Here is a 15,504-nt window from a genome sequence, read left to right as displayed (position 1 = left end):
GTATTCTAGTATGAAAAGACTGACTCCATATAGCTGGCTGATTCTGATTATATTCTCCTCCTGTCTGACTGGTAATAAAGTAGCAAGTACTGATAAACAGATAGAAAGTTTATTATCACAAATGACTTTGGAAGAGAAAATTGGAATGTTGCACAGTAACACGATGTTTTCAAGTACCGGTGTTCCAAGGCTTGGCATCCCCGACCTGCACTACTCCGACGGACCTCACGGAGTAAGATTTGAGGGAGTAGCCAATGGGTGGGAATCCGCCCGATGGGATAACGACGCATGTAGCTATCTACCTGCATTAAGCGCCTTAGCATCTACTTGGAACCGTGATCTGGCACAGCTATATGGAGAAGTTCTTGGAGCTGAATGTAAAGCACGCGGTAAGCATGTGAGCCTGGCTCCGGGAGTCAACATTCACCGTTCCTTACTCAATGGACGTAATTGGGAATATTTCAGCGAGGATCCTTTCTTCTCCGGTGAACTGGCTGTTCCATATATACAAGGAGTACAGTCACAGGGAGTAGCCTCTTGTGTGAAGCATTTTGCTCTGAATAGCCAGGCATACAACCAGTACAAAGTGAGTGTAGAAGTAGACGAACGCACCTTACACGAAATTTATCTTCCGGCTTTTGAAGCTGCCATACAACGAGGTGGAGCCATGGCAGCCATGGCGGCATATAACAAGGTTCGAGGGTTGTGGTGTACGGAAAGTCCTTATCTTCTTGATACTTTACTTCGTGATGAACTAGGATTTGACGGATTAGTCGTATCGGACTGGAATGCAGTCCATAACACAGAGCGAACAGCTCTGTGCGGTATGGATGTCGAAATGGGAACAAGCATCAAAGAAAATGGGAAATATGCTTTCAATAAATATTATTTGGCCGATCCTTTATTGAAGAAAGTACGTAATGGAGAGATTCCGGAAGAAGCCGTCAACAAAAAAGTACGTAATATTCTGAAATTGATGATTCGACTTGATTTAATAGGACAAGTTCCTTATGACACTACAGGTATGGCAGCCAAACTTGCAATACCTGCCCATACTAAGGCTGCCAGAGAAATAGCGGAGGAATCATTGGTATTATTGAAGAATTCCAAAGATATGCTACCACTAGACCCGGCACAATACAAGAATGTCGCAGTGATTGGCGCAAATGCAACCGAAGTATTTGCAGCAGGAGGTGGCAGTACAAAACTTAAAGCTAAATATGAAGTTACTCCTTTGGAAGGGCTACAAAATCTTTTAGATGGAAAAGCCCGGATCGAATATGCACCCGGTTATCAATTGAGTAAAAAGGCGTATAAGGTTGGTCATTGGTTCACGAACGAATTTGATAAATCCGATGAAGAGCTATATAAGAAAGCAATCAATACAGCTGCCCAAGCAGAATTGGTTATCTATATAGGTGGAACCTCCCACGAACATGGTTCTGACTGTGAAGGGTACGATAAGCCGAATTTAAAGCTTCCTTACCAACAGGACAGATTATTAAAAGGTATCCTGGAGGTTAATCCCAACACTGTAGTGGTACTAATCTCCGGTGGCCCCGTCGAAATAGGAGAATGGTATAATGATGCTACGGCATTACTGCACGGCAGTTTTCTAGGGATGGAAGGAGGAAATGCACTGGCACGTACATTGTTTGGAGAAGTCAATCCTTCGGGAAAACTGACTACTACCTGGTGTAAGCGTCTGGAAGATATGCCTGATCACGTATTTGGAGAATATCCGGGTATAAACGACACCGTCCGTTTCAAGGAAGGGCTTATGGTCGGCTACCGCTACTTCGATACTTACCGTGTAGTCCCCCAATTTGAATTCGGTTATGGATTATCCTATACCACTTTTACTTATTCAAACATAAAGATGAAACCTGTATGGAAAGACTCGGACACAGAGTTTGCCGTATCATTCACCATTACTAACACGGGAAAACGATATGGCCAGGAAATTGCACAGTTATATTTGCATCAAAACAAATGTTCTGTAGAACGCCCGTTTAAAGAATTAAAAGGGTTCACTAAGGTTGGCTTAAAACCGGGTGAATCCAAACAAGTCACTATCAAGTTACCGCGCCGCGCCTTACAATACTACGATACCGAAAGTAAATGCTGGAAAGACGAACCTGGCATGTTTACAGTATTAATAGGCGCATCGTCACGGGACATCAAATTACAGAAAGATTTCGAACTGAAAAAATAAAAACACATGGGAAACAATAACCTTATAAGCAGCAAAAAGACATACTACATATCAATTGCAATTCTGGCAGGGATGTTCTTTATCTTCGGATTTGTGTCGTGGGTCAATGCCATACTGATTCCATACTTCCGCATATCCTGTGAACTGACACATTTCGAATCCTACTTTGTCGCCTTTGCATTTTATATCGCCTACTTTGTAATGGCTATCCCCTCGGGAGTACTTCTCAAGAAAGTGGGATTCAAGCGAGGTATTATGTATGGTTTTATGCTTACCGCCTTAGGAGCTTTCTTATTTGTTCCGGCAGCATTAGCCCGTCAATTCGAGATATTCCTGGCCGGTCTATTTTCCATCGGCACCGGATTAGCCATATTGCAAACTGCCGCTAATCCTTATGTCACTATTATCGGTCCTATTGATAGTGCCGCCAAACGAATCAGTATTATGGGAATATGCAATAAATTCGCAGGTATCGTCTCACCACTCATATTTGCTGCATTGATATTAAATGTTACCGACAAGGAGCTTTTTGCCACTATAGAATCGGGGACTTTAGACATAGTCACAAAGAATGCTATGCTTGACGAATTAATACAACGCGTCATTGTGCCTTATGCTGTTCTAGGCGTTATTTTACTGCTTACCGGTATCGGTATCCGTTACTCCATTCTGCCTGAAATCAATACAGACGAAGAAAACAGCACGGAAGATACAGGTAGCCACCATCACACCAGAAAAAGTATTTTCGACTTTCCCTACCTTATCTTGGGAGCAGTGGCTATATTTCTTCATGTAGGAACACAGGTTATCGCAATTGATACAATCATCAATTATGCCAATTCGATGGGTATGGACCTGCTCGAAGCTAAAACATTTCCCTCATATACATTGGCCTGTACTATGATTGGTTACCTCCTGGGGATCCTGTTAATACCCAAATATGTTTCACAAAAAAATGCACTTATAGGTTGTACCATCATCGGATTACTCCTTTCATTCGGAGTTGTATTTGCAGATTTTGAAGTAACTCTGTTCGGTCATCATGCCAATGCCTCCATTTTCTTTCTGAATGCATTGGGTTTCCCGAATGCTTTAATCTACGCAGGTATCTGGCCACTTTCCATTCATGGACTAGGGAAATTCACCAAAACCGGTTCCTCTCTTCTTATTATGGGATTATGTGGCAATGCCATTCTGCCTCTGATATATGGTCATCTGGCAGATATGTATAGTCTGCGTTTCGGTTATTGGGTATTGATTCCCTGTTTTTTATATTTGGTTTTCTTTGCAGTTAAAGGTCATAAAATAGACTCCTGGAAATAAATTAAAAACGAAATAATATGGAAAGACTCATCATAACAAATGGAAAACTCATTCTACCAACAGGCATAGAAATGGGCCAAACATTGATATGCGAAAATGGAAAAATTGAGCAGATTATTCCCAATGAAAGCTATCAACCGCTCGTTGGTGACAAGGTAATAGACGCCCGTCAGAATTATGTTTCACCAGGATTCATCGACATGCATATCCACGGAGGAGGAGGACATGACTTCATGGATGGTACTGTCGAGGCTTTTCTCGGAGTGGCCGAAACACATGCCAAGTATGGTACTACCGCAATGGTTCCCACCACACTTACCAGCACTAACGAGGAGTTAATGACGACGTTTACCGTATATCGGAAAGCCAAAGAAATGAATATCAATGGTTCGCAGTTTATCGGTTTACATTTGGAAGGACCTTACTTTTCACCGAAACAATGTGGTGCGCAAGACCCGAACTTCCTGAAAAAGCCGCAAGCTGAAGAATACAATGCCATTCTGGAAGCCTCAAAAGATATTATCCGTTGGAGCGTAGCTCCAGAGTTGGAGGGTGCTCTAGCACTAGGGCAAACTCTGCAACAACATCATATTCTCCCCTCCATCGCTCATACCGACGCGATTTATGAAGAAGTTGAGAAAGCCTTTACAGCAGGTTATACACATGTGACCCACCTTTATTCGGCCATGTCATCAGTGACCCGCAAAAATGCTTTCCGCTATGCCGGAGTAGTAGAAGCCGCCTACTTGATTGAAGATATGACAGTGGAGATTATTGCCGATGGCATACATCTTCCGAAACCCCTGCTCCAATTCGTATACAAGTTCAAAGGAGTTGATAAAACAGCCCTCTGCACTGATGCCATGAGAGGAGCGGGTATGCCGGACGGTGAATCGATATTAGGTAGCCTCAACAATGGCCAGAAAGTCATTATCGAAGACGGAGTGGCCAAAATGCCGGATCGGAAAGCTTTTGCCGGTAGTGTTGCAACAACCGACCGGCTGGTTCGAACCATGATATATTTAGCCGGTGTTCCTCTCATTGACGCCGTCCGTATGATGAGCCTGACGCCCGCCCGTATTCTTCATATTGACAAAGAAAAAGGTTCTTTAGAAATCGGTAAGGATGCCGACATAGTCATTTTTGATAATCAAATAAATATAAATAATACAATATTAAAAGGCCATGTTATCTATACTAAATGAAACTAAGACCAAAGTTTTTCAGCAGGAACAATTAACAGTTCGAATTTTCCCGTCCATTCAAGAGATGGGCAGTGTAGCCGCAAAAGAAGTCGGCGACCAAATTTGTCGTTTATTGGAAAGCAAACCGGAAATAAATATGATTTTCGCCGCTGCCCCCTCACAAAATGAGTTTTTGAGTCATCTGATTCATGACAAACGCATCGACTGGACCAGAATAAACGCTTTTCATATGGATGAATACATCGGTATACATCCGGAAGCCCCACAAAGTTTTGGACATTTCCTTAGAATTCGTATCTTTGACAAAGTTCCTTTCAAGAAAGTCAACTATCTGAATGGTCTGGCGGAAAACCTTGAAGAGGAATGTCAGCGATATGCAGACTTGCTGACTAAGCATCCGGTTGACATCGTTTGTCTGGGAATTGGAGAAAATGGGCATATTGCTTTCAATGATCCGGATGTAGCAGACTTTAATGATCCCAAACTTGTGAAAGTAGTTGAGCTGGATCCAATATGTCGCCAACAGCAAGTCAATGAAAAATGCTTCATGACACTAGACTTAGTACCCAAAGAAGCTTTAACACTCACGATACCGGCTTTGCTAAGAGCTGAATGGATGTTTTGTATCGTCCCGTTCAAAAATAAAGCTCAAGCAGTCTATCAGACTGTTTATGGTGAAGTTTCAGAAAAATGTCCGGCCAGCATATTGCGAAGAAAAGAAAATTCTTCATTATATTTGGACCCGGAAAGTGCAAAAAGAATTAATTTATAAAGGATTATGAAAAACAGAATCTCACTTCTTCTTATACTACTGGCTATTAGCTTCAGTATACACGCACAAAAAGTTATGCGGATCGGAATTATTGGTCTGGACACATCCCATTCCACCGCTTTCACCGAACTGATTAATAGTGGTTCGGATGAGACCTTTTCCAAAGGTTTTAGGGTAGTAGCAGCGTATCCGTACGGTTCAAAGACTATTCAATCCAGTTACGAACGAATCCCCGGATACATTGAAAAGGTCAAAGCAAATGGCGTGGAAATCACCTCATCAATAGCAGATTTACTGGAAAAAGTAGACTGTGTCCTTTTGGAAACCAATGACGGCAGACTACATTTGGAACAAGCCGTCGAGGTATTCAAATCAGGTAAGATATGCTATATTGACAAACCTATCGGAGCTACTTTAGGAGATGCAATCGCTATTTATGAAATGGCAGAAAAATACAATGCGCCTGTTTTTTCCTCTTCTGCTCTTAGATTTACTCCTCAAAACCAGAAATTAAGAAATGGAGAATTTGGCAAAATCCTTGGAGCCGATTGTTATTCTCCTCACAAAGTGGAACCAACGCATCCGGATTTCGGTTTCTATGGTATTCATGGAGTAGAAACATTATACACAATTATGGGGACAGGATGCGAATCAGTCAACCGGATGTCTTCAGATAGAGGGGATATAGTAGTAGGACGATGGAAAGATGGTAGAATCGGAACTTTTAGGGCTATTATAAAGGGACCGCAAATTTATGGAGGAACAGCCTATACTTCCAAAGGGGCAATAACAGTAGGAGGTTATCAAGGATATAAAGCACTCCTTGAGCAGATTCTCAAATACTTCCAAACAGGAATCTCTCCTATCTCCAGAGAAGAAACAATTGAAATATTCACTTTCATGAAAGCATCCAATATGAGTAAAGAAGAGAATGGAAGAATTGTCACATTGGAAGAAGCTTACCAAAAAGGATGGAAAGACGCCCGGAAATTAATCAAAACCTATAATAAATAAGAAAATGAAATTTATATATAAAGGAATCGGGCTTATATCAATCTTATTTATAGTTGCTTCATGTTCTTTCTCCAAGAAACAGACTATGAATAAGGCGGAAGCCAATGATTCATGTAAAATAGAAGTAGTTGTTCTTGATCCAGGACATTTCCATGCCAGTCTGCTTCAGAAAGATGCATTAGCTGTTATTAATGATACCATCCGGATATACGCTCCTGAAGGAATAGGCGTCAATCAATACCTGGAAAGTATTGACTCTTACAACCATCGGCCAAAGTCTCCCACTACATGGAAGAAACAGGTATATACAGGCGAAGATTATCTCCAGAAAATGCTTTCAGATCATAAAGGTGATGTCGTAATTCTGGCTGGAAATAATCAGAAGAAGACACGATATATTATAGAATCTATCAAAGCCGGATATAATGTTCTTGCAGATAAGCCACTGGCTATTAACTCACAGGACTTCCAATTATTGACAGAGGCTTATCTGCTAGCACAACAAAAGGGGCTCCTTTTATATGATTTGATGACGGAGCGATATGATATTCTCAACATCATAGAAAAAGAGCTCTTACATCAAACAGAATTATTTGGAGAATTACAAAAAGGCTCACCGGACAACCCTTCTGTAATAATGGAAAGCGTACATCATTTCTTTAAAAAGGTTTCCGGTAAACCGCTGGTTCGTCCTGCATGGTACTATGATATAGCACAACAAGGAGAAGGAATTGCAGATGTAACAACACATTTGATAGATCTTATCAACTGGCAATGTTTTCCAGATGAAGCAATTCATTATCAATCGGATGTCAAAGTACTTTCGGCCAAACACTGGCCAACCCCAATCACATTGGCAGAGTTCAGCCAATCAACGCAAACAGACTCTTTCCCTATTTATCTGAATCAATACATAAAAAATGATGTATTGGAAGTTATGGCAAACGGAAGTCTCAACTACACCGTCAAAGGAATTTATATGGGAATGAAAGTCACATGGAATTATATGCCACCAGTTCATGGAGGAGATACGTTTACTTCTATCAAAAAAGGTAGCAAAGCAACTTTAAAAATTGTTCAAAATGAGAAGAATGGTTTTGTGAAAGAATTGTATATTCAGAAAAAGCCAAACATTGACAGCCATGCTTTTGAGACTCAATTACAAAAGACGATAGAACAACTTCAAGAAAGCTACCCGTTCTTATCCGTCAAAAATAAAAGTAACGGGATTTATCTTATTGATATACCACAGGAATACAGACTAGGACATGAAGAGCACTTCAGTAAAGTAGCAAAAGCTTTCCTGCATTATATACGTAACAAAAACATCCCGGAATGGGAAAACGAAAATACATTAACCAAATATTACATTACTACAACTGCTGTAGAAATGGCAAAGAAAGAAAATAAATAAGACAATAGGTGTTAGAGACAGGATGTAAATATTATAAAGATGAAGCCATGTTTCATGGCTTCATTCCTCATATCATGGGGACACGATTCGATATATTGCTTATTCATTCTGATGCAGAACGTTTAAACGGACTTTGGTGCCATATCATCAACGAGCTGGAACGTTTGGATAAGATCTTGAACCGTTTTGATCCCCACAGTGAGGTCTCCGGTATTAATAAACATGCTTTGCAAAGTTATATTCAAATTAGCAAAGAACTGGAGGAAATATTGCAACTTTGCCAATATTATTACGAAAACACCTTTCATCTATTTGACATTACATTAAAAGATTTCTCCAAAATACAAATTCACGACCATCAACGCATTTCCTTTGCATCTTCCACTATTTCACTCGATTTCGGAGGCTTTGCCAAAGGGTATGCTTTGAAGAAAATCAAAAAACTCATAGAACAAGAAAACATCAACCATGCATTTGTCAATTTCGGTAATAGCTCCATTCTGGGCATGGGACATCATCCTTATGGAGACAGTTGGAAAGTGAGTTTTCTGAATCCGTATAATCAGTCTCTTTTAAATGAGTTCAACCTTCAAAATACAGCATTATCCACTTCCGGTAATACGCTGCAATATACCGGACACATTATGAATCCACTTACGGGTTTATTTAATGAACAACGAAAAGCAAGCTCTATCATATCTACAGATCCGTTAGAGGCTGAAATTCTAAGTACCGTATGGATGATTGCGAATAAAGAACAACAGCAATTACTCACAGAGAATTTTAAAGATATACAAGCAACCCTATATGATTTATAACATGAAAGACAATAAAAAAGAAGGAGTAGACTTAGGGCTCAGACAATTTATAAAAAGTCTGGGATATGTTGCCGGAGGAACCGCTTTATTAGCTACCACTCCCTGGCTTACCTCCTGTACCCCCGAAAAATTGAAAGAGATTAAACATGAAAAAGCACGGATTGCTTTAATTGGCACAGGTTCCAGAGGGCAATACCACATCCATAACCTCAAGGAAATACCTCATGCACAAATTGTAGCCGTGTGTGACAATTATGCTCCCAATCTTCAGCAAGCATTGGAGCTTTGCCCGGATGCCAAGTCCTATACAGACTACCGTAAGCTGCTGGAATCGAAAGACATTGATGGAGTCATCATATCCACACCACTAAACTGGCACGCACCTATTGTGTTGGACGCATTAGCTGCCGGCAAACATGTCTTCTGTGAAAAAGCAATGGCACGCACCCTTGACGAGTGCAAGGCTATCTATGACACTTACAACCAGTCTGAAAAAGTACTCTACTTTTGTATGCAACGAATGTATGACGAGAAGTATATCAAAGGGATGCAAATGATTCATTCCGGACTGATCGGAGATGTGGTAGGAATGCGCTGTCATTGGTTCAGAAATGCGGACTGGCGTCGTCCTGTTCCCTCACCGGAATTGGAGCGCAAAATCAATTGGAGATTATATAAAGACAGTTCGGGCGGACTAATGACTGAACTAGCTTGCCATCAATTAGAAGTATGTAACTGGGCAGCTAAAAGAATGCCGGTAAGTATCATGGGGATGGGTGATATTGTTTACTGGAAAGACGGTCGTGAAGTATACGATAGTGTAAATGTGACTTATCGATATTCTGACGGAACCAAGATTGCCTACGAATCATTGATTTCCAATAAGTTCAATGGTATGGAAGATCAGATTCTAGGCCACAAAGGTACGATGGATATGGCTAAAGGTATTTATTACCTGGAAGAAGACCATTCTACTTCGGGCATCCGCCAACTGATTGACCAGGTAAAAGACAAAGCTTTTGCCGCTATACCAACAGCGGGCCCCAGCTGGCGACCGGAAACGAAAATGGAATACACTCCACATTTCATCATTGACGGAGATATTCACGTTAACAGCGGATTAAGTATGATCGGAGCAGATAAAGACGGTTCAGATATCATTCTATCCTCTTTCTGCCAATCTTGTATCACTGGAGAGAAAGCACAGAATGTAGTAGAAGAGGCTTATTGTTCTACGGTCCTTTGCTTACTAGGGAATCAAGCAATGGATGAACAACGCCATATCCTCTTCCCCGACGAATATAAAATACCCTATATGAAATTCTAAACTATGAAAGATATTATTATCACCTCAAAAAAGTTGAAACAAGAAAGGAATATCTTTCTTCTAAGTTTCCTGCTTGCATTTATCATCAATGTAATCGCAATCATTATCTATTCCCGCCCATGGATTGAAATAATATCCCAAATCGGGTATGTCATCGTGATTAGTTTTTTCATCTATCTTATCTTATGGATTCCCCGAGGAATCCTGATATTCTTGAGTCACCTTTTCCGAAGAAAAAAATAAGAGATTTACGTTTTTTGAAGGAGAATTGACGGAAAAGCTCATTCACATATTCTAATAACACCCTAATTTTGGAGAAAAATAGATACTATGACAACAAGAAGAGATTTTATCAAAAAAACAGTGGCAGGTACAGCTGCACTTTCATTAGGAAGCATACTTCCAGGATTCGGTTCAAGCCGTTATCAAGATATTCTGGGAGCTAACGAAAAAATACGTATCGGAGTCATTGGAGTGAATTCGAGAGGTAAGGCCCTGGCGCAAGGATTTGCCAAACTTCCAGATTGTGAAGTAACTTACATTTGTGATGTGGACTCAAGAGCATTAGAAAAATGTCAGGCTGCTATCCACAAAATAACCGGACGTACTCCCAAAGGAGAAAAAGACATTCGTAAGATGTTAGAGTCGAACGATTTTGAAGCAGTGGTGATTGCCACCCCTGACCATTGGCATGCCAAAGCAGCCATTATGGCTATGCAGGCCGGAAAGCATGTTTATCTGGAAAAACCGACCAGTCATAATCCGGCAGAAAATGAAATGTTGGTTCGAGCCGCTTTGAAATATAACCGGATTGTTCAAGTGGGTAACCAACGCCGCTCCTTTCCCAATGTAATTAAAGCTATGGAAGAAATCAAATCTGGTTCTATCGGAAAAGTGAGATATGCCAAATCTTGGTATGTCAATAATCGCCCTTCCATTGGAACAGGGAAAGTTGTACCTGTACCTGATTATCTGGATTGGGATTTATGGCAAGGTCCTGCCCCACGTGTTGCTGATTTCAAAGATAATTTCATCCATTATAACTGGCATTGGTTCTGGAATTGGGGAACAGGTGAAGCACTCAACAATGGAACCCACTTTGTTGATATACTCCGCTGGGGACTGGGCGTAGATTATCCTACAAAGGTTGATTCTATCGGAGGTCGGTATCGTTTTCAAGACGACTGGCAAACTCCTGACACACAACTCATCACCTTCCAATTTGGCGACGAAGCATCTTTTTCATGGGAAGGACGTAGTTGTAATACGATGCCGGTAGACGGATATGGAGTAGGAACCGCATTTTATGGAGAAACCGGAACTCTCTTCATTGGCGGTGGCAATGAATATAAAATTGCAGATATAAAAGGTAAAACGATTAAAGAGGTAAAAAGTGATTTAAAATTTGAGACCGGCAATCTGTTGAATCCATCCGAAAAGCTGGATGCCTTCCACTTCCGAAACTGGTTTGATGCCATTCGCAAAGGAACAAAGTTAAATTCCGGAATTGTAGATGCCTGTATCAGTACCCAGTTGGTACAATTAGGTAACATTGCCCAACGTGTCGGACATTCATTACAGATTGATCCGGGAAGTGGACGAATTCTCAACGATTTGGAAGCCAATAAACTTTGGGGAAGAGAGTACGAAAAAGGTTGGGAAATACGGGTTTAAATCATGTCCCCATTTCTCGTTTTTTCATCAGGTTATAATTTTACAGAAAGGCATGTCTTTGATAGGATATGCCTTTCTGTTTTCCTTCCGTAAAGCTGATTTATACCCTTTTAACACACGGAATATTCACCGTTTTTCATCGAAATCTCTTTTATTTTTGTATTTTTGCGTGCGTATGCGTTAAAATTATAGTATATACGAATTTTATGAGTGACGAAATCAACGAGATAACGGAAGAACATTCAGACTACAAACCGGCGGACGCGCGGGACGAAAGCGTAAAACATCAGTTAACAGGCATGTACCAGAATTGGTTTCTGGACTATGCTTCATATGTTATTCTGGAACGTGCCGTACCTCACATCAATGACGGTTTAAAGCCTGTGCAACGTCGTATCCTGCATTCTATGAAACGTCTGGATGACGGGCGGTATAACAAAGTGGCAAATATTGTGGGACACACCATGCAGTTCCACCCCCACGGTGATGCTTCTATCGGGGATGCCCTGGTACAGTTGGGACAAAAAGACCTGTTAATTGACTGTCAGGGTAACTGGGGTAATATCCTCACCGGAGACGGTGCGGCTGCTCCACGTTATATCGAGGCGCGTTTATCCAAGTTTGCGCTGGATGTTGTCTTCAATCCCAAAACTACCGAATGGAAATTGTCATACGACGGACGAAATAAGGAACCAGTCACTCTTCCTGTGAAATTCCCGTTATTACTGGCGCAGGGAGTGGAAGGTATCGCCGTTGGACTTTCTTCCAAGATATTGCCGCATAACTTCAACGAACTTTGTGATGCTTCCATCAGCTATCTGCGTGGGGAAGAATTCCAACTGTATCCCGATTTCCAGACAGGCGGCTCGATTGATGTAGCCAAATACAACGACGGAGAACGTGGCGGAGCAGTGAAAGTACGTGCCAAGATCAACAAGATTGATAACAAAACACTTGCAATCACAGAGATCCCTTATGGGAAAACCACTTCAACAGTGATCGACTCTATCCTGAAAGCTGTTGATAAAGGAAAAATCAAAATTCGCAAGGTAGACGATAACACAGCTGCCAACGTAGAAATATTAGTGCATCTGGCACCAGGTACATCATCGGACAAAACAATCGATGCATTGTACGCATTCACCGATTGCGAAGTAAGTATCTCACCCAACTGCTGCGTGATTGACGACAGCAAACCTCATTTCCTCACTGTCAGCAAAGTCTTGAAAAAGTCGGCAGACAACACGCTGGATTTGCTAAAGCAGGAACTGGAAATCAAGAAAAACGAAATACTGGAAGCGTTGCACTTTGCTTCGCTCGAAAAGATATTTATCGAAGAACGCATCTATAAGGACAAAGAGTTCGAACAATCCAAAGATATGGACGCAGCTTGTGCTCATATTGACGAACGCCTGACGCCTTATTATCCGAAATTTATCCGTGAAGTCACCAAAGAGGATATTCTCAAACTGATGGAAATCAAAATGGGACGTATTCTGAAATTCAATTCGGACAAAGCGGATGAACTGATTGCCAGGATGAAAGAAGAAGTGGCCGAGATTGATAATCATCTGGCTCACATCGTAGATTATACCGTCAACTGGTATCAGATGTTAAAAAACAAATACGGTAAGAACTTCCCGCGCCGTACGGAACTGCGTAACTTCGACACCATCGAAGCTGCCAAAGTAGTAGAAGCAAACGAGAAACTTTATATCAACCGCGAAGAAGGATTTATCGGAACAGCCTTGAAAAAAGACGAGTTCGTGGCATGTTGTTCGGATATCGATGATGTCATTATCTTCTTCCGCGACGGTAAGTATATCGTTACTCCTGTTGCCGACAAGAAATTCGTCGGCAAAAACGTTCTCTATGTCAATGTATTCAAGAAGAACGATAAACGTACGATCTACAATGTAGCCTACCGCGACGGAAAAGAAGGAACGACATACGTAAAACGTTTCGCCGTGACCTCTGTAGTTCGCGACCGCGAATATGATGTCACACAGGGAACTCCCGAATCACGGATTACCTATTTCAGCGCCAACCCGAATGGAGAAGCCGAAATCATCAAGGTGACACTGAAACCGAATCCGCGTGTACGCCGTATCATTTTCGAGCATGATTTCAGTGAGGTCAGCATCAAGGGACGTCAGGCACGAGGCGTGATTCTTACCCGCTTGCCGGTACATAAGATATCCCTGAAACAAAAAGGAGGTTCTACGCTCGGTGGACGTAAAGTATGGTTTGACCGTGACATACTCCGCCTCAACTATGACGGACGAGGTGAATATCTGGGTGAATTCCAAAGCGACGACAGCATATTGATTGTTCTGAACAACGGTGATTTCTATACTACCAACTTCGACTTGAGCAACCACTATGAAGATAATGTAAGCATCGTGGAGAAATTTGATCCTAACAAGATATGGACTGCCGCGCTTTACGATGCCGACCAACAGAATTATCCGTATCTGAAACGTTTCTGTTTTGAGGCCTCTAACCGTAAACAGAACTACTTGGGAGAAAATAAGAACAACCGTCTGATCCTGCTGACCGACGAGTACTATCCTCGCCTGGAAGTTATATTTGGCGGACACGACAATTTCCGTGATCCGTTGAATATCGATGCGGATGAATTCATTGCTGTCAAAGGTTTCAAAGCCAAGGGAAAACGTATCACTACCTATGCAGTGGAGACGATCAATGAGCTTGAACCAACTCGCTTCCCCGAACCCTCACAAGAACAACAGGAAGCTCCTGAAGAGGAGCCGGAAAATCTGGATCCGGACAGCGGCAAAAGCGAAGGCGATATTATTGATGAAATCACCGGGCAGATGAAATTATTCTGATGAAGAAAAAACTAATATACTTGGGGCTGACAGGTTGCATCCTGTTCGCCCTTTGCACAAGATTACAAGCGCAGATCGACAGTCTGCAAGCCCATCGGTATGTAACACGTGCCACCATGTATGGTATCGGATTTACTAACGTTTTCGACACCTATCTTTCACCGCAGGAATACAAAGGTATCGACTTCCGTGTTTCCCGTGAGTTGATTCGGATGACCAAGTTGTTTGATGGAAATGTATCTGTGCAGAACTTCTTTCAAGCAGACATCGGCTATACGCACAACCGGGCTGATAACAATAACACTTTCTCCGGATTAGTCAACTGGAACTATGGATTACATTACCAGTTCCGCCTGACAGATAATTTCAAATTATTAGCCGGAGGATTGATAGATGTCAACGGAGGCTTTGTCTATAATCTCCGGAACACCAACAATCCGGCATCCGCACGGGCATACGTCAATCTGGATGCCTCCGGAATGGCTATTTGGCACCTGAAAATCAAACGGTATCCGATGGTACTTCGTTATCAGGTCAATCTGCCGGTTATGGGAGTGATGTTCTCTCCCCACTACGGACAATCTTATTACGAGATATTCTCTTTGGGAAATTCGAGCGGAGTGATAAAATTCACCTCCCTGCACAATCAACCTTCGTTGCGACAGATGCTCTCCGTCGATCTGCCGATAGGATATACGAAAATGCGCTTCAGCTACCTGGCTGATTTGCAGCAATCCAACGTTAACAATATCAAGACACATACCTACTCACACGTATTCATGGTAGGATTTGTGAAAGACCTATACCGTATCCGAAATAAGAAAGGAACCGCTCTTCCTTCATCGGTTAGAGCTTACTAAGAGAACAAAATTTAATGTTGAAACTTCAAG

The 15,504-nt window shown here is 41.7% G+C and carries 12 protein-coding genes; all 12 read left to right on the top strand.

Annotation, left to right across the window (positions count from 1 at the left end):
- Nucleotides 1-10: 10 nt before the first annotated feature.
- Complete coding sequence (locus HMPREF9009_RS06045) at nucleotides 11-2,215, top strand: beta-glucosidase family protein (protein ID WP_004305152.1); 2,205 nt, start codon at nucleotides 11-13, stop codon at nucleotides 2,213-2,215.
- A gap of 6 nt (nucleotides 2,216-2,221) precedes the next feature.
- Nucleotides 2,222-3,538, top strand: a complete 1,317-nt coding sequence (locus HMPREF9009_RS06040; RefSeq protein ID WP_004309608.1) for a sugar MFS transporter — start codon at nucleotides 2,222-2,224, stop codon at nucleotides 3,536-3,538.
- A gap of 17 nt (nucleotides 3,539-3,555) precedes the next feature.
- Entirely contained in the window at nucleotides 3,556-4,743 is a 1,188-nt protein-coding gene (gene nagA / locus HMPREF9009_RS06035) for an N-acetylglucosamine-6-phosphate deacetylase (RefSeq protein ID WP_008024320.1), read from the top strand.
- Entirely contained in the window at nucleotides 4,724-5,515 is a 792-nt protein-coding gene (locus HMPREF9009_RS06030) for a glucosamine-6-phosphate deaminase (protein WP_049701708.1), read from the top strand. Before nagA ends, HMPREF9009_RS06030 begins: the two co-directional genes overlap by 20 nt.
- A gap of 6 nt (nucleotides 5,516-5,521) precedes the next feature.
- On the top strand, nucleotides 5,522-6,529 hold the full coding sequence (locus HMPREF9009_RS06025) for a Gfo/Idh/MocA family protein (protein ID WP_008024316.1): 1,008 nt from the start codon (nucleotides 5,522-5,524) through the stop codon (nucleotides 6,527-6,529).
- Nucleotides 6,530-6,533: 4 nt separating this feature from the next.
- Nucleotides 6,534-7,943 (top strand): putative oxidoreductase C-terminal domain-containing protein, encoded by a 1,410-nt coding sequence (locus HMPREF9009_RS06020; protein WP_049701707.1) that lies wholly within the window; start codon nucleotides 6,534-6,536, stop codon nucleotides 7,941-7,943.
- A gap of 47 nt (nucleotides 7,944-7,990) precedes the next feature.
- A complete protein-coding gene (locus HMPREF9009_RS06015; RefSeq protein ID WP_049702275.1) occupies nucleotides 7,991-8,761 on the top strand; it encodes an FAD:protein FMN transferase in 771 nt (256 codons plus the stop codon).
- Nucleotide 8,762: 1 nt separating this feature from the next.
- Nucleotides 8,763-10,088 (top strand): Gfo/Idh/MocA family protein, encoded by a 1,326-nt coding sequence (locus HMPREF9009_RS06010; RefSeq protein ID WP_049702274.1) that lies wholly within the window; start codon nucleotides 8,763-8,765, stop codon nucleotides 10,086-10,088.
- Between the two features lie 3 nt (nucleotides 10,089-10,091).
- Nucleotides 10,092-10,331 carry a hypothetical protein gene (locus HMPREF9009_RS26110; RefSeq protein WP_004299591.1) on the top strand — a complete coding sequence of 80 codons (240 nt, stop codon included), beginning with the start codon at nucleotides 10,092-10,094 and terminating at the stop codon, nucleotides 10,329-10,331.
- 87 nt (nucleotides 10,332-10,418) lie between these two features.
- A complete protein-coding gene (locus tag HMPREF9009_RS06000) occupies nucleotides 10,419-11,762 on the top strand; it encodes a Gfo/Idh/MocA family oxidoreductase (protein ID WP_008024306.1) in 1,344 nt (447 codons plus the stop codon).
- Nucleotides 11,763-11,968: 206 nt separating this feature from the next.
- Nucleotides 11,969-14,614 (top strand): DNA gyrase/topoisomerase IV subunit A, encoded by a 2,646-nt coding sequence (locus HMPREF9009_RS05995; RefSeq protein WP_049701706.1) that lies wholly within the window; start codon nucleotides 11,969-11,971, stop codon nucleotides 14,612-14,614.
- Nucleotides 14,614-15,474: a DUF3316 domain-containing protein gene (locus HMPREF9009_RS05990; protein ID WP_049701705.1), complete on the top strand. Its 861-nt coding sequence runs from the start codon at nucleotides 14,614-14,616 to the stop codon at nucleotides 15,472-15,474. Before HMPREF9009_RS05995 ends, HMPREF9009_RS05990 begins: the two co-directional genes overlap by 1 nt.
- Nucleotides 15,475-15,504 lie beyond the last annotated feature (30 nt).

It is taken from the genome of Bacteroides sp. 3_1_13 (genome assembly GCF_001185845.1).
GTDB lineage: Bacteria > Bacteroidota > Bacteroidia > Bacteroidales > Bacteroidaceae > Bacteroides > Bacteroides xylanisolvens.
This window is presented reverse-complemented; position numbering and strand designations above follow the sequence as displayed.

Coding starts and splice junctions, on each gene's coding strand:
- HMPREF9009_RS06045 (WP_004305152.1), top strand. CDS start 11: ATGAAAAGACTGACTCCATATAGCTGGCTGATTCTGATTATATTCTCC.
- HMPREF9009_RS06040 (WP_004309608.1), top strand. CDS start 2,222: ATGGGAAACAATAACCTTATAAGCAGCAAAAAGACATACTACATATCA.
- nagA (WP_008024320.1), top strand. CDS start 3,556: ATGGAAAGACTCATCATAACAAATGGAAAACTCATTCTACCAACAGGC.
- HMPREF9009_RS06030 (WP_049701708.1), top strand. CDS start 4,724: ATGTTATCTATACTAAATGAAACTAAGACCAAAGTTTTTCAGCAGGAA.
- HMPREF9009_RS06025 (WP_008024316.1), top strand. CDS start 5,522: ATGAAAAACAGAATCTCACTTCTTCTTATACTACTGGCTATTAGCTTC.
- HMPREF9009_RS06020 (WP_049701707.1), top strand. CDS start 6,534: ATGAAATTTATATATAAAGGAATCGGGCTTATATCAATCTTATTTATA.
- HMPREF9009_RS06015 (WP_049702275.1), top strand. CDS start 7,991: ATGTTTCATGGCTTCATTCCTCATATCATGGGGACACGATTCGATATA.
- HMPREF9009_RS06010 (WP_049702274.1), top strand. CDS start 8,763: ATGAAAGACAATAAAAAAGAAGGAGTAGACTTAGGGCTCAGACAATTT.
- HMPREF9009_RS26110 (WP_004299591.1), top strand. CDS start 10,092: ATGAAAGATATTATTATCACCTCAAAAAAGTTGAAACAAGAAAGGAAT.
- HMPREF9009_RS06000 (WP_008024306.1), top strand. CDS start 10,419: ATGACAACAAGAAGAGATTTTATCAAAAAAACAGTGGCAGGTACAGCT.
- HMPREF9009_RS05995 (WP_049701706.1), top strand. CDS start 11,969: ATGAGTGACGAAATCAACGAGATAACGGAAGAACATTCAGACTACAAA.
- HMPREF9009_RS05990 (WP_049701705.1), top strand. CDS start 14,614: ATGAAGAAAAAACTAATATACTTGGGGCTGACAGGTTGCATCCTGTTC.